The 20,019-nt window shown below is 47.7% G+C and carries 19 protein-coding genes; 5 read left to right on the forward strand and 14 right to left on the reverse strand.

From position 1 onward, the window contains the following. Window positions 1-96: 96 nt before the first annotated feature. Window positions 97-966, reverse strand: a complete 870-nt coding sequence (locus EIM92_RS19540) for an SDR family oxidoreductase (RefSeq protein WP_125084255.1) — start codon at window positions 964-966, stop codon at window positions 97-99. Window positions 967-1,124: 158 nt separating this feature from the next. Then, window positions 1,125-2,003 carry a glycosyltransferase family 2 protein gene (locus EIM92_RS19545; protein ID WP_125084256.1) on the reverse strand — a complete coding sequence of 293 codons (879 nt, stop codon included), beginning with the start codon at window positions 2,001-2,003 and terminating at the stop codon, window positions 1,125-1,127. Between the two features lie 170 nt (window positions 2,004-2,173). Here EIM92_RS19545 and EIM92_RS19550 point away from each other — a divergent pair, with 170 nt between their 5' ends. After that, window positions 2,174-2,521, forward strand: a complete 348-nt coding sequence (locus EIM92_RS19550; protein WP_125084257.1) for a helix-turn-helix domain-containing protein — start codon at window positions 2,174-2,176, stop codon at window positions 2,519-2,521. 113 nt (window positions 2,522-2,634) lie between these two features. Here the strand turns inward: EIM92_RS19550 and EIM92_RS19555 are convergent, their stop codons facing one another. The 4 genes from EIM92_RS19555 to EIM92_RS19570 all read right to left on the reverse strand — a co-directional run bounded on the left by EIM92_RS19555 (window position 2,635) and on the right by EIM92_RS19570 (window position 6,697). Beyond that, window positions 2,635-3,060 carry a hypothetical protein gene (locus EIM92_RS19555; protein ID WP_125084258.1) on the reverse strand — a complete coding sequence of 142 codons (426 nt, stop codon included), beginning with the start codon at window positions 3,058-3,060 and terminating at the stop codon, window positions 2,635-2,637. Window positions 3,061-3,241: 181 nt separating this feature from the next. Beyond that, a complete protein-coding gene (gene mdh / locus EIM92_RS19560; RefSeq protein WP_125084259.1) occupies window positions 3,242-4,183 on the reverse strand; it encodes a malate dehydrogenase in 942 nt (313 codons plus the stop codon). A 20-nt stretch (window positions 4,184-4,203) separates the two neighbouring features. After that, complete coding sequence (gene icd / locus EIM92_RS19565; RefSeq protein ID WP_125084260.1) at window positions 4,204-5,499, reverse strand: NADP-dependent isocitrate dehydrogenase; 1,296 nt, start codon at window positions 5,497-5,499, stop codon at window positions 4,204-4,206. Between the two features lie 85 nt (window positions 5,500-5,584). After that, complete coding sequence (locus EIM92_RS19570; RefSeq protein WP_125084261.1) at window positions 5,585-6,697, reverse strand: citrate/2-methylcitrate synthase; 1,113 nt, start codon at window positions 6,695-6,697, stop codon at window positions 5,585-5,587. Window positions 6,698-7,037: 340 nt separating this feature from the next. On the opposite strand from EIM92_RS19570, the gene ytvI reads away from it, so the two are divergent. Further along, the gene (ytvI, locus tag EIM92_RS19575; RefSeq protein WP_125084262.1) at window positions 7,038-8,156 is read left to right on the forward strand and encodes a sporulation integral membrane protein YtvI; all 1,119 of its coding nucleotides are present in this window, start codon (window positions 7,038-7,040) and stop codon (window positions 8,154-8,156) included. Between the two features lie 71 nt (window positions 8,157-8,227). Here the strand turns inward: ytvI and EIM92_RS19580 are convergent, their stop codons facing one another. The 8 genes from EIM92_RS19580 to EIM92_RS19615 form a co-directional block, all read right to left on the reverse strand. Beyond that, window positions 8,228-8,620, reverse strand: coding sequence for an FxsA family protein (locus EIM92_RS19580; protein ID WP_125084263.1), 393 nt, complete (start codon window positions 8,618-8,620; stop codon window positions 8,228-8,230). A gap of 114 nt (window positions 8,621-8,734) precedes the next feature. Then, on the reverse strand, window positions 8,735-9,154 hold the full coding sequence (locus tag EIM92_RS19585; RefSeq protein WP_125084264.1) for an acyl-CoA thioesterase: 420 nt from the start codon (window positions 9,152-9,154) through the stop codon (window positions 8,735-8,737). Window positions 9,155-9,261: 107 nt separating this feature from the next. Beyond that, on the reverse strand, window positions 9,262-10,683 hold the full coding sequence (gene pyk / locus EIM92_RS19590; protein ID WP_125084265.1) for a pyruvate kinase: 1,422 nt from the start codon (window positions 10,681-10,683) through the stop codon (window positions 9,262-9,264). A 133-nt stretch (window positions 10,684-10,816) separates the two neighbouring features. Then, entirely contained in the window at window positions 10,817-11,914 is a 1,098-nt protein-coding gene (locus tag EIM92_RS19595) for an acetyl-CoA carboxylase carboxyltransferase subunit alpha (protein ID WP_125084266.1), read from the reverse strand. After that, a complete protein-coding gene (gene accD / locus EIM92_RS19600; protein ID WP_125084267.1) occupies window positions 11,915-12,808 on the reverse strand; it encodes an acetyl-CoA carboxylase, carboxyltransferase subunit beta in 894 nt (297 codons plus the stop codon). Between the two features lie 86 nt (window positions 12,809-12,894). After that, the gene (locus EIM92_RS19605) at window positions 12,895-13,083 is read right to left on the reverse strand and encodes a glutamate decarboxylase (RefSeq protein ID WP_110933485.1); all 189 of its coding nucleotides are present in this window, start codon (window positions 13,081-13,083) and stop codon (window positions 12,895-12,897) included. A gap of 134 nt (window positions 13,084-13,217) precedes the next feature. Continuing rightward, window positions 13,218-13,706, reverse strand: a complete 489-nt coding sequence (locus tag EIM92_RS19610; protein ID WP_125084268.1) for a phosphatidylglycerophosphatase A family protein — start codon at window positions 13,704-13,706, stop codon at window positions 13,218-13,220. Window positions 13,707-14,460: 754 nt separating this feature from the next. Beyond that, a complete protein-coding gene (locus EIM92_RS19615; protein WP_125084269.1) occupies window positions 14,461-18,297 on the reverse strand; it encodes a DNA polymerase III subunit alpha in 3,837 nt (1,278 codons plus the stop codon). 397 nt (window positions 18,298-18,694) lie between these two features. Between EIM92_RS19615 and EIM92_RS19620 the strand changes: the two genes are divergently transcribed. From EIM92_RS19620 to EIM92_RS19630, 3 genes are all read left to right on the forward strand, one after another. Next, window positions 18,695-19,024: a YtrH family sporulation protein gene (locus tag EIM92_RS19620; RefSeq protein WP_110933487.1), complete on the forward strand. Its 330-nt coding sequence runs from the start codon at window positions 18,695-18,697 to the stop codon at window positions 19,022-19,024. Between the two features lie 5 nt (window positions 19,025-19,029). Continuing rightward, window positions 19,030-19,518, forward strand: a complete 489-nt coding sequence (locus tag EIM92_RS19625; protein WP_484217433.1) for a sporulation membrane protein YtrI — start codon at window positions 19,030-19,032, stop codon at window positions 19,516-19,518. Between the two features lie 163 nt (window positions 19,519-19,681). Then, complete coding sequence (locus EIM92_RS19630; RefSeq protein WP_125084271.1) at window positions 19,682-19,993, forward strand: YtpI family protein; 312 nt, start codon at window positions 19,682-19,684, stop codon at window positions 19,991-19,993. Window positions 19,994-20,019 lie beyond the last annotated feature (26 nt).

Here is a 20,019-nt window from a genome sequence, read left to right on the forward strand (position 1 = left end):
CGCCCCCAGGATAAGCGGCCGACTTGCGTGTAGCACACTCCTTGAGGGCGATTTATTGGCTTCCTATAGCTATCTTAAATCCAAACGAGAGAATGACTATCCATTCACGATCTCCCCGCCGTTAATATGCAGCACTTGCCCGCTGATGTAAGACGAATCATCACAACCCAGGAACACATACGCTGGAGCTAACTCCTCTGGCTGACCAGGTCGCTGCATTGGTGTATTCCCTCCGAACTGAGCCACCTGTTGCCGATCAAAGGTTGAAGGTATGAGCGGTGTCCAGATCGGCCCAGGAGCCACAGCATTTACACGTATTCCTTTCTTGCCGACGATATTCATAGAGAGAGCCCGTGTAAAACTGACGATCGCTCCTTTCGTTGCCGAGTAATCAATCAACTGCGGATTTCCTCGGTATGCAGTTACAGAGGTCGTATTAATAATCGCGCTGCCCTTCTTCAAGTGAGGCATCGCAGCCTGCGTTACGAAGAACATCGCAAAAATATTCGTTCGGAACGTCTTCTCCAACTGTTGGGCTGTAATATCGGTTATCTCCTCCTGTGGGTGCTGCTCTGCGGCGTTATTAATCAGAACATCCAGCCCGCCAAGCTGATCGACCGTTTGCTGTACAGCCTGCTTGGCAAAGGACTCATCACCCAAATCCCCGGATATGAGCACGCACTTCCGTCCCTCCTGCTCGACCTCTTGTTTCGTCCGGTTCGCATCTTCATTCTCGTTTAAATACACGATAGCCACATCAGCGCCCTCTTTGGCATAAGCAACCGCCACGGCCCGGCCAATCCCGCTGTCTCCACCTGTAATCAGCGCTACCTTGCCTTCCAGTTTGCCCGCTGCTTTATAGTTCCCTTCATACTTCGGACGCGGAATCATTTCTTCCTCAATTCCGGGCCGCTGATTCTGATGCTGCGGAGGCATGGTTTGCTTACCTTGTCCATTTCCTGACATGCTGCATTCTCCTTCCTCGCCGGTGTATTCATTTCCTGACCTTCTTTAGAATAACCCCTGTTCTTCGCCTTATCCGCCTACCTGCAATCATGCGTCTCAAGGGCTTAATCAAATGGAAATTACCACAACGAGCCTGGGTTTAAACAAAGGAGAAGGAATTACAGCAAGATATCAAACCGGTTTGCGAACCAGATCGAGTCATATTGGCGAAGCTTCAGATACCTCTCTCTAGCCTCATCAAATTCTGCTTGAGCGGCGCTGACATCATGCTCTCCATCACATGTCAATACCAATTCACGGGTCTTAACAATAATTTCTTCTTCGAAATGTATCCGAGTTAAGTTGATCACATCATTGCCCCAATAAGCAACCCGCTCATCCGGAGGATAATTATACCTGAATACCAGCGTCAGACATATGCCGGGGACGTGATAACACACGCGCCCAAGCAGCCAGCTTCTTATAGAAAACTCTGCTGTCTCTATTTCCTTCGTAAAAAAACCGCTTAACAGCCCACCCAGCTCTTGGAAGGTTTGAAGACTTACGGCAAAACAATCCGAGGATAGCCAAGGAATATCATCTTGCTCCGACACGGCAGGAAAATTATAAATCGACGCAAGCAGCCCACCCGCTGGAAACTCGCAGCGCTGTACATTGTCCGAACGGCCTTGTGCCGTAAATGACGGTGAAGTGCAATCCGCCCTTCCCTGCTGGATCGGTTCCAGCAGAGCCTCCATCCAGCCATCTTCAAAATAAAGTCTGGGGCTGCAAAAAATCAAATAACTCCCCAGGGCATGGGAAGCTGCCAGTTGCCTGGAGGATATCCCACTTTGCGCTTTGAATTTGCGAAGCGGCTTATCAAATTTGTAGTGAATTAGAAAATCACAACAGCCGTCCACAGAGCCCTCGTCAACGATGATGACTTCATAGCTATAAGCGACACGAGATACCTTCATGGATTCTAGCGTTGTCTGTAAATCAATTCCTTCGTTCTGCACCGAAATAATGACGGATACAAGAATAGGTTGAGCAGACATGGTTTCTCTCCTTATAAATGGAAATAATAAAATACGGAATGGAAATTGAGATAATTTTAATCATTGATTACATATTAACCCATTTAACACTTGGAGTAAATACAAACAAAACTAATAGTATATTATCTTTACCTCTCATACTCACTATGGTTAATTACAGGAGGGGTGTTATGGATTACAGATCATTGGGTAAAAGGCTTCGTCAGGAACGTCATAAAATGCATTTGACCCAGGAAAAACTTGCTGAGAAGATTGAGGTTTCCGATGCGTACATAGGTCAAATTGAGCGAGGCGAAAGAAGCTTATCGTTAGAAACTCTTGTTAAGCTAGCAAATCAATTAGGTGTCACGGTCGATTACTTGCTTCACGATTCCATCGAAATCAATGACGACCATTTCCTGAACCAAATCAACCAGATTATGATTCACCGTTCACCGAAGGAGAAGCAATTGGCGTTAGACACAATCAAGATGATATTTACCCACTTAGACGATATGCAAAGTGACAAAGATTCCTGATATTCCCATACTTAAATTAGTTCGCCGTTACATGAAAAAAACCTCTGATTTTCGAAAATTCGAAAATCAGAGGTTTTCATATTTCTTTCATATTTCTTTAGACCACTATCACATTAAATAATTGTCGAATAAACCATCAAGAAAGATATCAGGATCACGCTAACAGATAACAACATGCCTAAAGTACGGAGCTTGCCAGCCTCTGCTGTGATCTTTTTATTCTCGCGAATGCTTCCGATCGCCTGCTTCAATGGTTTAGCCATGACTCCGCCAAGTGCGCCAATGACAAGGAAGAGAATGACCACGACAACCATCCAAAGCACGGAATAATTTCCTTTACCGACCAAGTAACCGCCAGTCAACAACTGGATGACTAATCCGATTTGAGCAAAGCGATTTAATGATTTAACCGCGGAGAGCGTTCCTTCTTGAGCAGCTAAGGATAATTTACTGACCGCACCGAATACAAATGGCAGAACTAAGTAAAAACCAAGAGCCATAGCACCGATAATGTGAAGAAAAAGCATAACCTGAAACATGAACTAACCGCCTTCCATTTGTCAATTAATTTTATCACTATCCTAAATCCTATTATAGCTGTCAGGAAGTCAAACGTCTATCAATGTAAGTTCTTCTCAGAACTCTCCACGCTAAAAAAAGAGCAAACCTGCTCCTAGAAGAGGTTTGCTCTTTACTAATCATTTTATAAGTTATTAAAATTTAACCTTGGACAACTGCGATAACATTGCGTACCGAGTCCGCAGATTTGTCAAGCGCGGCCTTCTCATCCGCCGTCAATTCCAGCTCAAACACTTTCTCAATGCCATCGCCGCCAAGAATAGCAGGAACGCCCATGAACAGATTGTCATAACCATACTCGCCTTCAAGCAGAGCGATGACCGGCAGAACCCGTTTCTTATCCTTCAGGATCGCCTCCGTCATTTGGACAAGCGAGGCAGCTGGTGCATAGTATGCACTGCCACTGCCCAGCAAATTGACAATTTCCCCGCCGCCCACACGTGTGCGCTGAACGATCGCTTCGATGCGTTCTTTGGAAATCAGCGTGTCGATGGGAATGCCCCCGACGCTGGAGTATCGTACTAACGGTACCATATCGTCGCCATGGCCGCCAAGCACAAAGCCGCGAACGTCTTCGACCGATACGTTGAGCTCTTGTGCGATAAATGTGCAGTAACGAGCCGTATCGAGAACTCCAGACTGACCGATAACGCGATTTTTAGGGAAGCCTAGTGTTTGATAAGCCGCATAGGTCATCGCATCAACCGGATTACTTAATATAATGACGATGGAATTCGGGCAATACGTCTTCACGTTCTCACACACCGAACGAATGATTCCTGCATTCGTACTTACAAGGTCATCGCGGCTCATTCCCGGCTTGCGAGCAATTCCTGCCGTAATGATCACGATATCGGAATCGGCAGCATCCTCATAGGTCGATGTTCCTACAATGTTACTGTCGAACCCCTGAACAGGACTAGCTTCCAACATATCTAGCGCCTTACCCTTCGTCGGATTCTCCAATTGTGGAATATCCAACAAAACGACATCACCAAGCTCCTTTTGTGCCAGCATAAGCGCAGTGGTCGCGCCGGTAAATCCGGCGCCGACAACTGTGATTTTGTTTCGACGAATGGCCACGTTAATCAAGACCTCCTACATTACATGTTTTTGATGACTTGATCCGCAAATTCAGAACATTTTACTTCAGTAGCGCCCTCCATCAAGCGTGCAAAGTCATAAGTAACAGTTTTATTGTTAATCGATGTCTCAAGTCCTTTGTAAATAAGATCTGCTGCTTCCTGCCAGCCCAGGTGCTCAAGCATCATAACACCAGACAGAATGACAGATCCAGGGTTTACAACATCCTTATCTGCATATTTAGGAGCCGTACCGTGCGTTGCTTCAAAGATCGCGTGTCCGGTAACATAGTTGATGTTCGCACCTGGCGCAATGCCGATCCCGCCTACTTGAGCCGCAAGCGCATCAGACAGATAGTCGCCGTTCAGGTTCAATGTTGCGATAACATCGAAATCCGTTGGACGGGTTAATACTTGCTGCAGAGCAATATCCGCAATAGCATCCTTAATGATAATCTTGCCGCTGTCTTGAGCTTCTTGCTGAGCCTTGTTAGCAGCGTCCGTTCCAGACACTTCTTTGATCCGGTCGTACTCTGCCCATGTGAACACTTTATCGCCGAATTCCTCTTCCGCCACTTCGTAGCCCCAGTTCTTGAAGGCACCTTCCGTAAACTTCATGATGTTGCCTTTGTGTACCAGCGTTACGCTCTTACGGCCATGCTTGATCGCATATTCAACCGCAGCGCGTACAAGACGCTTAGAGCCTTCCGCAGACACGGGCTTAATTCCGATGCCGGAGGTTTCCGGGAAGCGAATTTTATTTACACCCATTTCATTTTGCAGGAACGAAAGCACCTTCTTCACTTCTTCGGTACCTTCCTGGTATTCAATACCTGCGTAGATATCTTCTGTATTCTCACGGAAGATGACCATATCTACCAACTCAGGACGTTTAACTGGGGATGGCACACCATTGAAGTAGCGCACAGGACGCAGACATACGTACAAATCAAGCTCCTGGCGCAGAGCCACGTTCAGGGATCGAATTCCACCGCCGATCGGCGTCGTAAGCGGGCCTTTGATCGCTACAATATACTCGCGGATTGCGGTCAATGTATCAGCAGGCAGCCACTCTCCGTATGTATTGTAGGCCTTCTCTCCAGCGAATACTTCGTACCAAGCGATCTTCTTGTCACCACCATAAGCTTTCTCTACAGCAGCATCTAGAACACGTTTGGACGCTTTCCAAATATCGCGGCCCGTACCATCGCCCTCAATAAATGGGATAACAGGATTGTTAGGCACCAATAGCTTGCCGTCCTGAATTTCAATTTTCTGCCCTTCTGTCGGCAGAGCAAATTTTTCTAGTTTCAACATATGAATGGTTTCCTCCTCATTTGAATTCGTAATACTTGTCCGGTCTCCATTCTATCATAAATTGAAGACCGGTTACCTATTTCTATTATCTCATATCAATTGGAATGTAACGTTGATTCGTTGGGCCGACATAGTCAGCGCGTGGACGAATGATCCTGTTGTCATCCAATTGCTCCAGAATATGAGCAGTCCAGCCAGATAAACGGCTGATGGCAAAAATCGGGGTAAACAGGTCGCTAGGAATACCCAGCAGCGTGTAAACCGATGCGGAGTAGAAGTCCACATTTGGCTTTAATCCCTTTTGTCCGGTTACAAGCTCTTCTACCTTCACGGAGATATCATACAAAGTGGAATCGCCCTTCAACACGCTAAGCTCGCGGGACATCTTCTGCAGATGCTTGGCACGAGGATCTCCGTTCTTGTATACACGGTGACCGAAGCCCATAATTTTCTCCCGATTATTCAGTTTGTTCTGAATGTAAGCTTCGGCCTTATCTAACGTGCCGATTTCGCTCAGCATATTCATGACGGCTTCATTCGCTCCCCCATGCAGAGGGCCTTTTAACGTGCCGATAGCCGAAGTAATTCCGGAATAGATGTCGGACAGGGTAGCAATGGTAACACGTGCTGAGAATGTAGATGCATTCAGCTCATGATCTGCATGAAGCACCAGTGCTTGATCTAAAGCGCGAACCGCAACCTCATCCGGCTTCTCTCCGGACAGCATGTAAAGGAAATTGTACGGAAGGGAGACATTTTTAAGCGGAGCAATCGGCTCCTTGCCATCCCGGATACGTGCGTAAGCAGCGATTAGTGTCGGTAGTTGAGCCTGAAGTTTAATCGCCTTCAACTGATTGCTCTCCCGGGAAATATCATTTGCTGTCTCATCATACAAAGCAAGAGCCGACACAGCGGTCCGCAGCACAGCCATCGTATTGGCGTTATTTGGATACAGCTTCATCTGCTCCAATACCGCTTCCGGTACTGCTGCATAATCACAAAGCTGCTGTTGCAGCTTCAACAATTGAGATTTCGTGGGTAATTTGCCGTACCAAAGTAAATAGGCAGTCTCTTCATAACTCGCCCGCTCTGCCAACTCATCGATATTAATTCCGCGATAGGCCAGAACGCCGTCATGAATGGAACTAATCGAGGATGTAGCCGCCACAATACCTTCGAGGCCCTTAGTAGCCGTCATAGTATATCTCTCCTTTGTAACGAAAATATAATAATCAAACTTGTGAATGAAAACATTTACATTTTAAAAGATTAAAATTTTTAAAATATGGCCGGAGTACGCCTAGATAATAACAAGCCGCACAAAATTCCTCCCTAAATCATCATACTGGATTTCGAGAACCAAGGGAACAATCTGAGAGAAAGCCGTTTATCAAAATGTTTTATCACCATTATAAAGAATTTTTTGTAAACGATTTCAGATTGCAATGATAAATGTCACCACGACGAACTTTTATGAATTTCCGTCATACTCGTCCCATCCAATTAATAGAGTAAGACAAGGGGAAGGAGGGGAAGCTATGGATAATGTACTCTTTAAGCGTGCATTGCGGGGAACTTGGGTATGCCTGCTGCTGGTTGCTTTATTGTTGGCAGCCTACTGGCTTGTTCCACTCATGTATCCCTTTCTCATAGCCTGGCTAGTTGCCTATATTATGAATCCCTTCGTTTCGCGAATCGAAGCCCATTTGCGACTTCCCCGCTGGTTGGCCGTAATCTTTGCACTGCTAGTCTTCTTCGGAAGCACGATCATTGTCTTCTCGGCAGCTATAACCCGGCTGGTCAAGGAATTGATACATGTTGTGGACTCTTTAGATCTAAGTATCGAGAAATGGAAAAATATCATTTTGGAATGGATCCAGAATGAGAAGCTCCAAAGCATCATGAATGAAATCAATCGTTTCATCGCCAGCCATCCGGGCTACTCCAATACGCTGCATAAAAACATAGATTCTACAGCTGCGAATATTAGCACCGCCATTTCCCGTACCGTTGCCAGCCTATTAAATGGCGTCGTCAATTTATTAACCTCTCTGCCAAGCCTTGGCATCATTTTGCTCGTCGTTTTGCTTGCTGCCTTTTTCATGAGTAAAAATTGGGATCAAAATTGGCTTTTTCTCACCCGCATTATTCCTGGCCCATTTCAACAAACTGCTCGAGAAATTTGGCATGATCTGCAAAAAGCGCTGTTCGGCTTTCTGACGACTCAATTTATCATGATTTCTATCACCGCTGTCATCGTACTGATCGGGCTGTTGATTCTTGGGATTGAATCTGCCTTCACCTATGCCATTCTGATCGGATTCGTAGATCTCCTGCCTTATCTCGGCGTGGGAACGATCATGCTTCCCTGGCTCATATACGCCTATATCAGCGGGGACATTACACTTGGCATTGGATTGTCGATCCTTTACAGCATCATCCTTGTCGCCCGTCAACTCATTGAGCCGAAAGTACTCGCTACAAGCGTGGGACTTGAGCCACTGCCCGTATTAATCGCCACGTTCGCGGGACTTAAGCTATTTGGCGTTCTTGGACTGATCATTGGCCCCGTGTCCCTGGTCATTATGGGCGCAGTCATTCGTGCTGGGGTCATGCGGGATATAAGAAACTATATTATCCACGGTAGACTTCGTTAACTTTACTCCTTTCACTCACAACAAACAGAGCCGAACTGCAAGGAGTCCGACTCTACAGCCATCACAATGTTTTAACGGCGAAAAAATGTAATTTTTCCTTCTTTGATCTTCTTACCGATCCATTTCATGAGCAGGAGCCGATAGATCGGCCGTGTTAACGGAAAAACCATAGTGAAACCAACGATATCCGTAATAAAACCGGGCGACAGCAGCATGATGCCGCCGGCAAACACACAGATTCCGTCCAACACCATACGACCGGGAACCTGCCCTCCGCTCATCTGTGTTTTCGCGTCTACCATGACCTTACGTCCTTCGAATTGCATCATCAGTCCCCCGATAATCGAGGTAGCCAGAGTAAGAAATATCGTCTTGCCAACTCCGAGTCGTTCACCCACTTCGACGTAAGCCCAAAATTCGGCGACGGAAATCAGAGCAATAATGACAGGGATCCATTTGCGCATGTAATAACTCCTTTACAATAAACCAGCCAGCGGATGGGAATGGTCACTTCATTCAAAAATTTATTTGTTGGAACAATTACTTAAAAAGTATTTTACCGCTTCATGCGCATTTTTTCAAAGTTTGCTTGCCTCATCGAAGGCCGCGTACCAATCAGGGAATACTTTTTTGAAGGCAACGGGCTTAAAGTCCTTACGTCGTACCACATAGTGCGAAGAATTTCCTTCAACACAAAGCGTGCCCTCCCCGTTATAAAGCTCATACCCATACACCGTCTTGACACCCCCGTTATCCAAAATACGGGTCTTGAGAACGACCTCATCTCCATATGTAATTCCTTTATGATACTTCACATTCATTTCATGAACTGGGGAAATATAGCCAGCCCGCTCCATGTCAATATATTTAAACCCAAGGTCCTCGCAAAGCTTCAATCTTCCCATCTCAAACCACCCCAAGTAATGGGCATGGTAAATAATACCCATCATATCGAACTCAAAGTACTTAGGGACGATCACTTGCTCGCTAACGTACACGATATACTCCTCCTTTGTTCTAGGAAACAAAAAGCAATGGTATCCGCATATCGGAATGCCCATTGCCTTTGTCCATTTATCCTTAATCGTATATAAGCTATCGCAAACTATTTACGTACTTGACCAATTTTAACCAAATTCGTCGAACCGGAACGGCCAAGCGGCACCCCTGCTGTAATGACCACAAGATCGCCTTCTTTAACCACTCCGCTATCAAGTCCGCCCTTCATCGCCATATCAAACATTTCGTCAGTAGAAGAAGCTACATTGCCTTTAACCGGCGTAACTCCCCAATTCAAAGCTAGACGACGCAGCGTATTATCTTGCGTAGTGACAGCGATAATCGGAGCTTTCGGACGATATTTGGATACCATGCGAGCCGTATAACCGGTTTCTGTAGATGTAATGATCGCCTTTGCATTCAGTTCTAGCGCTGAGTTGGCAACAGCCTGGCTGATTGCTTCCGTAACTGTTGTTTGCTGTGCATTGCTTTGCTTAACAAAAATTTCACGATATTCCAGCGCAGATTCAGCTTTCTCCGCAATGCGAGACATCGTCAATACCGATTCAACCGGATATCTACCAGCTGCTGTCTCACCAGACAACATGATTGCATCAGTACCGTCAAAAATAGCGTTCGCTACGTCACTTGCTTCCGCACGTGTCGGTCTTGGGTTGCGTTGCATGGAATCCAGCATTTGTGTTGCTGTAATGACCGGTTTACCTACGCGGTTACATTTCTCGATCATTTTCTTCTGAGCAAGTGGTACGTCTTCCGCTGGAATTTCAACCCCAAGGTCTCCACGAGCAACCATCAAACCGTCGGAAACCTCCAAAATTTCATCCAGATTGTCGATTCCTTGCTGGTTCTCAATTTTGGAGATGATTTGAATATGTGCTGCATTATTACGCTCTAGCAATTGACGGATTTCAAGAACGTCGCTAGCTTTACGTACGAAGGATGCGGCAACGAAATCGATGCCCTGCTCGATCCCGAAAAGAATATCGTTAGCATCTTTGTCCGTGATGCCCGGAAGGGAAATATCAACTCCAGGAACGTTAACGCCTTTCTTGCTTTTAATCGGACCGCCGTTGATAACGCGGCATTTGATTTCAGTACCTTGGATATCAACTACAGTAAGACCAATCAATCCGTCATCGATAAGAATGGTCGAACCTACTTCCACGTCTTGCGGAAGGTTTTCATAAGTGATTGAGATGCGGTCCTTGTCGCCGAGAATTTCTTCCGTCGTCAAGGTAATGAATTCATCCTGCACTAGCTCAATCGGTTCTTCCTTCAACTTGCCGGTGCGGATTTCTGGACCTTTCGTATCCAACAGTATGGCGATTGATTTCCCCAGCTCCTCGCTCGCTTGGCGAATCACTTTGATACGATTGCCATGCTCCTCAAAATCTCCATGGGAGAAGTTCAGACGAGCGACGTTCATTCCGGCCATGATCAGTTTCTTAATGTTCTCTAACGATTCACTTGAAGGACCGATAGTACATACGATTTTTGTTTTGCGCATTTGGGTTTCCTCCGTTTTGTTTTGTTCTCTCTATATCGTCTTTTCCAACATCTAAATTTACTATAGTTTTCCCTTTTTGTATAGGAAGTTTGTCATATCGTCAAGATCTCAGACATTTTATACTCTTCTTACGTTACTCATTTCCCACTGTTGCGGCGTCTGTTACAGTATTCTTTTCTATGTCTTTTTCTACTTCTTCTGTGGGAGCTTCTGATGCGTCCGCTGCGGTATTTTTTTTGTCTTTCTCCGGTTCCTCCGTAAGCTCCTCGAGTTTGCGCGCCTCAGCAAAGTGTCCGATTTTACGAAACTTCAAATAGCGATCCTCAAGCAGCTCGTCCGGATTGAGTCCAGACAACTCTTCAAGCTGACGAACCAATACCGATTTAATCTTTTCCGCAGTGAACTCGTAATCCCGATGTGCTCCCCCACGAGGCTCAGGCACGATCTCCTCGATAACTTCCATGGCGAGCAGATCTTGGGCTGTAATCTTCATCGCTTCCGCCGCTTGATCTGCTTTAGAAGCATCCTTCCACAGGATTGAGGCCGCTCCATTCGGAGAAATGACGGAGTAAATAGCATTCTCCAACATAACCACCCGATTCCCAACACCTAGAGCTAGAGCACCCCCGCTACCGCCTTCGCCGATGACTACGCAAATTACGGGCACGCGCAGCATCGCCATATCGCGGAGATTTCGAGCAATCGCTTCCGACTGCCCTCTCTCTTCAGCAGTAATCCCGGGATAAGCTCCCTTGGTATCAATAAAAGTAATAATCGGGCGTTTAAATTTATCAGCCTGCTGCATTAAACGTAGCGCTTTGCGGAATCCTTCCGGATGCGGACTGCCGAAGAAACGGGCTATATTGTCCTTCGTATCCTTACCACGCTGCTGTCCAATAACGGTAACCGGCATCCCATTCAACTTTGCCAGGCCGCCTACAATGGCCAAGTCATCGCCGAATACCCGGTCACCATGCAGTTCGATAAAGTCAGTAAAAATTAGATTTATTAAATCTAGTGACGTAGGGCGCTGATGATGACGCGCCAGGTGCATTTTCTGTGAAGGCGAGATATTATCGTAAATCTCATCCTCAAGCTGTTTATAGCGCTCCTCCAGCCTCGCAATTTCTTCCGAAAAGTCAATCCCCTTCTCACTACCGAACTGCTCTAGCTCCTGAATCTTTTCACGAAGCTTCACAAGGGACGTTTCAAAAGGCAACTCTCCAGCCACTTAAACTCCTCCCTTCACACCGTGTAGATCAAGCAGCTTGCCTAGTGTCGCTTTGATCTCTTTGCGATGGACGACCATGTCCAGCTGTCCATGCTGCAAATTGAACTCTGCAGTCTGGAAATCATCCGGCAGCTTCTGGCGAATTGTCTGTTCGATAACGATCCGGCCTGCAAAACCAAATACCGCCCCAGGCTCAGCAATAATAATATCTCCAAGCATGGCAAAACTAGCCGATACGCCCCCTGTGGTCGGGTCCGTAATGACCGAAATGTAGAGTCCGCCCTGCTCATTTAACTTAGCCAAGGCAGCGCTAGTCTTAGCCATTTGCATCAAGCTGAGAATACTCTCCTGCATCCGAGCTCCACCAGAGGTGGAGAAAATAATAAGCGGCAGCCTCTGCTCTATCGCAGCCTCAATCGCCCGGGTAATCTTCTCACCAACGACGGAACCCATGCTCCCCGTAAAGAAGTCAAAGCTCATGACAGCTACGACCGTAGGAAAGCCTCCGATCGTACCTTGTCCAGTAACCACCGCCTCGCGAAGGCCCGATTTCAGTGTCTGCTGCTCCAGCTTCGTCGCATAGCCCGGAAATTCCAATGGATCCACAGAAATTAAGTCAGCATCATACTCGACAAAGCTGCCCTCATCCAGCGTAATGCGAATTCGTTCAAGCGCATTCAAGCGCATATGGTATCCGCATGAAGGACATACCTTCAGATTCTTTTCCAGTTCTTTACTATACTGGATGGTTCCGCATTTGCCGCATTTATTCATCAGGCCTTCTGGAATCTCACGTTTGGGTCTATCCTCCGGCTGTACACTGCCTTCCTTCCCAAGACTTCCTGAAGGAATGGTCGCGTATTTTCTTTTTTTATGGAACAAATCTTTAAACACAACTACACCTCTTCAGCCGTTGATTTAATAGGCCGCACCTACAGTCAAGGATACATCGCTTTAACTGATTTGCCCTCACCTTGTACTCAAGGATGCAAAATAGAATTAAGCACTTCTTGTACCTCTTCGAGCTCGCCCGATGGAACCAAAATTTCAAACTGCTGTTTCGATAAATTGACAGGACGTGTTTGGACGAGAAAGCCTTCTTCTGTAAGCCTCGATTTTATCATATCCGCAATTTTAGCGGTAGGCGCAATGTACATTACAGTCCACATGTCCTTACCAAAGCCCCCTAACCATTCGTTTTGAGCCCGTATAATAGAGTAATGATAACATAATTTTCAAAAATCCCGCAACAAATGGGCAAAGCGAAGATGTGATTGGCAAGGGAATTCAGAAATTGCGAGATCTAAGTCGTAAAATAATTGTTCGCTGATTCGCTTTTATGGGCGATTCTCGCCGAGGCCGCGGCCGCAAGTCCTGCAACCAAATCATCAAGATAAACGTGGATCCGTTCTCCCTTCCTATTCAGTTTGCCAATAATCCCAGGCTTTACCTTATCCAAATAACCAAAGCTCGTCAGCCCGATCATCCCGTACACACTGGTAATTCCCAGCGCCATTGTCTCATCGACTCCATATAGCGGCTCATCTGCCTCCAGTATCGCCTGCAGTGGCTCGGGTAACAGCTTTTTCTCCGCCAGTTCATCCAAAGCAATGCCTGTATATAAAGTATATTGAACTTCGCGTTTCTGCAAGACAGCTTTTACGCTTTCTACGCACTCCTCCATTGTCAAGTCAGCATGATAGACATTTTGCAGTGAATAAACAATTTCAGCAATATCCTCCAAAGTAACCCCTCTTCGGAGCAACTGAGCCTTAGCAATTTCATACGACATTCGTCATTCCTCCCACATCCTGAATAAGCTTCTTTACCTTGTTGTCTTGAGTTGTCTTGTACAATTCTGCGCATTGCTGCCACACCAGTATCCCCACAAACCGTCACCTAGCTGCCCCGCTGGCAGGAAAATAGCCGGAGGGGCTGACATGTCAAGCAACGATAAAGCCGGGTCGCATGAACACTACAGCAGCCTTCTTGACCCGAGAGAAACGTATAGGACAACGTAAATCTGGTGTTCCTAAGTGTATGCAGGAGTACGTCAAAACGTGCGTAAAAACTGCAGCCGAAATATTTTAGTAGAACATTAATTCGAAAGAAATTTCCCAGAAAAAACAGCACAAACCATAATGAAAACCAAACAAAAAAGCACTTAAATTCATGGAGCTGGAAAGTGATAGACCGCGATGAGAATCCAGGCATTTACTTTAGAAAAGCCGCACTCCTGTTAAGGAATGCGGCTCTTTGTGCGACTTACGTTATAGCAAGTATTTACGGAACTGTTTTACAGCTTTTTCATATCTTACGGTTTAGTAAAAAGCCGATCCATGATTTCCACGACACCTAACGCCTCTAAAACCACGCCTGACCGCCTCTAGCAGATGGCGAATAGTAGATGCCCGAGAAACACTCCAAGCACTACAGACGGCTATAGCGGCTTGAGAGAGAGGCTTAGTACGCACTGAACTTGAGCCATTCCAAATTGAATAGCATATGAACATAACAAAATTGCTCTAATCTAATTCACATTCGCCTTATTTAATCTTCACTGTCCCTCTCCCCAGCATATCTTCCATCTGCTGAAACAGCTCAGGTGATGGCTTAATGTTGTAGCGCTCGCTTAGTGCGAGCAGCTTGCCAGTGCTCTCATAATAGAGCAACGTAGCGACAGAGCCTGGATGAAGCTGAAGCAGCGACTTCAGCTGCTCCAGCAGGCGGGCGTTCTCCGCCGCCGCCGGGATCTTGATGAAGACGCGCTGCGCGGGCGTCTTCACCTCGCGGGCGGCCGTCGCCGCCCGCTCAAAGGGCTGCCCGGCGCTGCCGGCAGCCCCAGGGGCCTCGCTGCGCTGCGCTGCAGCCGTGCGGGATGACGCCGCCGTGACGGCGTCATTCCCACGCGGGGCTGCAGGCTGCGGCTGCGCCGAGGCCCTGCCCATGCCGCGGGGGGATGCCCCGCGGCTGCGCCGAAGCTGCGCGAGGCTCGCGGCGCTTAGCGGCGCAAGCTCGTCCGCCAGCAGCTTGAAGCCTTCGTCCTGCTGCTGGACGGTGGCGCGCAGCGCCAGCAGGGCGCCTTTGGCGACCAATTCCCCGCTGCGCCGCCATATTTCAGGAAATAATACGACCTCACATCGCTCTACCTGATCCTCCAGTTCCATAAAGGCCATCGCTTTGCCCTGCTTGGTCGTGATTGTCTTTACAGACACGACCATACCAGCGACGACAACCCTGCTCCCATCTGGACTCTCCCCTAGATCCATAAGTCTTTCGCTTCCTTCGGCCACCAGCAATTCGTCGTAATCATCGAGCGGATGACCGGACAGATACAAGCCTAACAGCTCCCGCTCCAGATCCAGCTGCTGCGCCGCACTAAACGGAGGGATTTCTGGATACTCGATATTCCAGTTCGGCGTCTCCACAAAATCAAATAACTGTATTTGCAAATCCTCCCGCTCCTTGCGCCATTTGAGTGCAGCCTCAACCGTCTCGTCCAGCATGGCGAGCAATTGTGCACGATGACCCGGCAGCGAATCAAACGCGCCGCCTTGAATAAGCGATTCAATAACCCGTTTATTGCAAGTCCGCAAATCAACCCGCCTGCAAAAATCGAGTAAGCTATCAAAGGGCCTTTCCTTCCGTTCCCGCAAAATACTCTCCATAGCCTGAGTACCGACATTCTTAATCGCCGCCAGGCCGAAGCGGATAACGCCCCGCACAGCCACCTCAGCATCTTCGGAGTGTCTGCTTTTCTCTTCTACCGGCGCCCCAGAAAGTACCGCAGCCCGCTCTGCCATCATGTTTACCGGTTCGCTCCCGCCCAGCTCCTGCAAATCGTTTGCCGCATACGATTCTACGACTGTAAGCGGCTCAGTAGCCCCGATGTTATGCTCCGCATTTTTTCTATCGGAAGTCTGAACTAGACGAGGCGTAAACAAGATACTGCTCTCATTAACATCCGGCGGCAATACCGTAATCCCCATTCGGCGACATTCGATAATGTATTCAGCCACCTTGCGATGGCTGCCCATCACAGCCGTCAGCATCGACGCCATAAAGTGAACAGGATAATGCGCCTTCAAATAGGCCGTTTGAAAAGCAAGAACTCCGTACGCCGCGGCATGAGCGCGAGGAAACCCATAATTGGCGAAGCGAACGATCATATCGTAAACCGCATTCGCATCTTTCTCTTCATATCCTTTGGCTAGACTTCCAGCTACAAAATGCCCTCTCTCTTCATCCAGTACCTCGCGTTTCTTCTTCGAAACGGCGCGGCGCAGCAAATCGGCTTCGCCCAGAGAAAAGCCCGCCATCTTTGCCGCGATCTGCATAATTTGTTCCTGATAAACGATGATGCCGTAGGTGTCCTGAAGAATCGGAATCAGGTCAGCATGCGGATATTCCACGCTAATCTGCCCGTGCTTGCCTGCGATATATTTTGGAATAAATTCCATCGGACCAGGCCGATACAGAGCGAGAACCGTAATAATATCCTCGAAAACAGAGGGCTTCAGCTCCCTAAGCACCCGCCTCATCCCTGCGGATTCCAACTGGAATACGCCCGTTGTCTCGCCCCTTCCCAGCATCTCATAGGTGGCTGGGTCATTATCCGGAATATGGCGAAAATCAGGGGTTTCTCCCTCCTGCTCCTGAATCCAGTTCATACAACGCTCGATAATCGAGAGCGTACGCAGTCCCAAGAAGTCCATTTTGAGCAGCCCTATCGACTCCAGATGCTCCATGGAATACTGGGTAAGCGGTGTCCCTTCGCCGCCAGCCTGCAGCGGCACAGTGTCCGTCAGCGGATCGCGGGAAATCACAACGCCGGCTGCATGAGTAGACGCATGACGGGGCATGCCTTCTACCTTGCGAGCCATGTCGAGCAAGCCTTGAATCCGCTGCTGTGATTCGTAGAGCCCCTTCAGCTCCGGGCTTTCCTGGATCGCCCGCTCAATCGTCATACCGAGATTGCCAGGGATCAGCTTCGCCACCTTATCCACTTCGCCAAACGGCACGTTTAGCACACGTCCCACATCCCGCACCGCAGCACGCGCGGCCATGGTACCGAACGTAATAATTTGCGCCACATGCTCAGCGCCGTATTTGTCCGCAACATAAGCAATAACCTCATCCCGCCGCTCATCGCTGAAATCGATATCGATGTCCGGCATGGTCACCCGTTCAGGGTTAAGGAAGCGCTCAAACAGCAAATTGTATTTCATCGGATCGACATCGGTAATATTCAGCACATAAGCCACGATGCTCCCCGCAGAGGAGCCCCGTCCCGGACCGGTGGCAATACCCTGCCTGTGCGCGTAAGCGATGAAATCCCAAACGATCAAAAAATAATCCGAGAAACCCATATTTCCGATGACATTCAATTCATAATAAAGCCGCTGTTTCAATGGCTCACGGGTATGCTCCTGCTGCCAAATGTCAAGATGGCCATATCTTTTCTCAAGCCCTTCTTCACATAACATGGTCAAATAGGCTTCAGCGCTCATTCCATCCGGAATCGGGCGATAGGCCGGTAAAATATGCCGTCCGAATTCAAGCTCAAGATTACATTTGTCCGCAATAACCTTCGTATTAGTAACGGCCTCAGAAATATATGGGAATAGCGCCGCCATTTCTGCGCCGCTTTTTAAATACAGCTGATCGGTTGGAATTTGCAGCCGTTCCTCATCCTCTACCGTCTTGCCTGTACCGATGCAGATGAGTACATCCTGTACCTCGGCATCCTCTTGGTTCAAATAATGTACATCATTCGTTGCCACCAGTTGCACATCCAGCTCGCGAGCCAGCTTGATCAGCTCCGGAAGCACCTTTTTTTGTTCTGGAATACCATGATCCTGAAGCTCGATATAGAAATCCTCACCGAATACCGCCTGGTAGCGCTGTGCAGCCTTTCGAGCCTCGTTATATCTGCCGTGCAGCAAATGCTGCGGCACCTCGCCGCCAAGACAGGCGCTCAGGCATACGAGACCTTCGCTGTGTCGCTCCAGCACCTCCCAATCGATCCGCGGCTTATAGTGAAAGCCCTCTAGATGGCCAATGGAAGACAGCCTCATGAGATTCCGGTAACCCGTTTCATTCTTGGCCAGCAAAATCAAATGATGAATCGGCTGGTCTTTGCGAGTTCCCCGTTCCTTGCGCGAAGCGGCCGTAAAGTACATTTCACAGCCAATAATCGGCTTAATGCCGTTTGCCTTGCAATATTTATAAAAAGGAACCGCCCCGTACATGACTCCATGGTCGGTTAACGCCAACGCCTTCATTCCGAAGCTTGCCGCTTTGGCAACCAAATCCTGTAGTCTGGCGGCACCATCCAGCAGACTGTACTCGCTATGCACGTGCAAGTGAACAAATTCGTCCATGCGTCTCCTTCCTTTCCAAGACAATAACTCCTAATTCCTACCTCTATAGAGGACAGACCTCCACTAGCAGATGTTGGCTTTTTAAACTACCTCTTCAAGTCAGGTTTAAAAAGTCGACTTTTCAGCACCGAGAAGGTTGCACGAACCCGAAGAAAGAGGAGCGCAGTGTAGGAGTAGCCTACATGAGCACCGGACTTCGAGGGTGAGTGCAAGATTCGATGCCGTGATACATCTAGAAATCACTTCGTGATCAAAAGACGGCTTTTTAAACTACCTCTTCAAAATATTTTATCATATAAGGCTCGAACGCGCCCATACAATGGTAAAGAAGGACAAGCGGACCGAAGCCATATGGCTTGCACACCATAAATTGCTGATAGAGAGGAGAGTTTGAAGCATGAGCACATTTCTTACAAAAGCGGTGATGGACTTCTTTATCGCTTTCGGTATCGTCCTGGGAGGGGCGCTGGTCGGAGGAATCGGAGCCGTCGTATCCTTGCAACCGCCGACTCAGACGATGCTCGATGTCGCGGACCGAATTAAAATATGGGCGCTCGCTGCCGCCGTAGGGGGAACGATCGATCCGATGCGTGTCATAGAGAGTAATTTTTTTGACGGAAACCTGTCACCAGCTATTAAGCAAATCCTATATTTGTTATTCGCCTTCCTTGGCGCGCATATGGGATCGGAACTGGTACGCTGGGTATGCGGGGGCAACCGGGGATGAGCCCGATTCAGCGGCCGACGATTGAAGAGTTCAGGCGGTTTATCCAGCTGACGGCAATTTTCGTTTTAGGCATGGTTGTAGGAAGTGTTGTGTATAACATCATCTATCAAACGAGCTACAATACGCTGTGGATTCAGAATAAAGACCTGCAAATTCAACTTTATCAAGCGGAGGAAGATAATAAAACGCTCAAAAAATACAATAAAAGATCGACGGTAATCAAAGAAATCAAGATCCGTGTGGAAGATCGGGATCCTCCGCTCGATTCACTCGCAGTGAAGGAGGTCGTACAGCAGCTGCACGAGGAGCTTGAGGTGCTTCGAGGCAGAAGCATTTTCGAAATCGACTCAGACGGAAAAATGGCACGGACTCTGTTAAATCGAAAAATATACGCCGTCCGCGACAAAGAATACAGCATTCAAATCAAGACGATGCTCGTCAGCGAAGGAGTGCTGCAGGTATGGGTGGACATGCGTCCTTATATCAGGGGCTGACTTTTTCACAGTATACGATTACAATAAATATTGCGCAGTTTATTTACCATGATTTCGGATTATCTTCTATGATATTTGCAACAAATTCCCCCATTAATTCGCACAAAGCTAGGTCTTTGCACTGAAATTACAAGGAAATGTGAAAAGGAGCTGTTTTCGTTCCATGATCGAAAGTATCCAATATGTGTTGTATGTCGGACTCATCATTACATGCATTTTCTCCGTGTTCTTTAGCATAAAATCCCGCCGATCCGTAGACGGCAAGGCTCGCGGCCTGTCCCAAGCTAAAATGAATATCAGTATGGGCTTTATGCTTCTAATTCTTGCTTTTATCCAAATGTTCATCTTTAGCGGCTCGTCCATCCGTGTCGTGATCGGTGCCCTGTTTATGGTGTTAGGAGCTTTTAATATTTTTGCGGGTATAAGAAATCATGGGCTTTGGACACGTTACAACCCGGAGTCCAATCAATCGTAATCCAGTACAACGGATAGGATACGTCG

The organism is Paenibacillus lentus (genome assembly GCF_003931855.1).
GTDB classification, from domain to species: Bacteria; Bacillota; Bacilli; order Paenibacillales; family Paenibacillaceae; genus Fontibacillus; species Fontibacillus lentus.

What these genes read in the sequence shown, in the direction of transcription:
- EIM92_RS19540 (WP_125084255.1), bottom strand. Translation starts at nt 966, where the DNA reads ATGTCAGGAAATGGACAAGGTAAGCAAACCATGCCTCCGCAGCATCAG.
- pyk (WP_125084265.1), bottom strand. Translation starts at nt 10,683, where the DNA reads ATGCGCAAAACAAAAATCGTATGTACTATCGGTCCTTCAAGTGAATCG.
- EIM92_RS19545 (WP_125084256.1), bottom strand. Translation starts at nt 2,003, where the DNA reads ATGTCTGCTCAACCTATTCTTGTATCCGTCATTATTTCGGTGCAGAAC.
- EIM92_RS19610 (WP_125084268.1), bottom strand. Translation starts at nt 13,706, where the DNA reads ATGTCGTATGAAATTGCTAAGGCTCAGTTGCTCCGAAGAGGGGTTACT.
- EIM92_RS19615 (WP_125084269.1), bottom strand. Translation starts at nt 18,297, where the DNA reads ATGGACGAATTTGTTCACTTGCACGTGCATAGCGAGTACAGTCTGCTG.
- EIM92_RS19550 (WP_125084257.1), top strand. Translation starts at nt 2,174, where the DNA reads ATGGATTACAGATCATTGGGTAAAAGGCTTCGTCAGGAACGTCATAAA.
- EIM92_RS19630 (WP_125084271.1), top strand. Translation starts at nt 19,682, where the DNA reads ATGATCGAAAGTATCCAATATGTGTTGTATGTCGGACTCATCATTACA.
- EIM92_RS19620 (WP_110933487.1), top strand. Translation starts at nt 18,695, where the DNA reads ATGAGCACATTTCTTACAAAAGCGGTGATGGACTTCTTTATCGCTTTC.
- EIM92_RS19580 (WP_125084263.1), bottom strand. Translation starts at nt 8,620, where the DNA reads ATGCGCAAATGGATCCCTGTCATTATTGCTCTGATTTCCGTCGCCGAA.
- EIM92_RS19570 (WP_125084261.1), bottom strand. Translation starts at nt 6,697, where the DNA reads ATGACGGCTACTAAGGGCCTCGAAGGTATTGTGGCGGCTACATCCTCG.
- EIM92_RS19555 (WP_125084258.1), bottom strand. Translation starts at nt 3,060, where the DNA reads ATGTTTCAGGTTATGCTTTTTCTTCACATTATCGGTGCTATGGCTCTT.
- EIM92_RS19605 (WP_110933485.1), bottom strand. Translation starts at nt 13,083, where the DNA reads ATGTGGACTGTAATGTACATTGCGCCTACCGCTAAAATTGCGGATATG.
- ytvI (WP_125084262.1), top strand. Translation starts at nt 7,038, where the DNA reads ATGGATAATGTACTCTTTAAGCGTGCATTGCGGGGAACTTGGGTATGC.
- icd (WP_125084260.1), bottom strand. Translation starts at nt 5,499, where the DNA reads ATGTTGAAACTAGAAAAATTTGCTCTGCCGACAGAAGGGCAGAAAATT.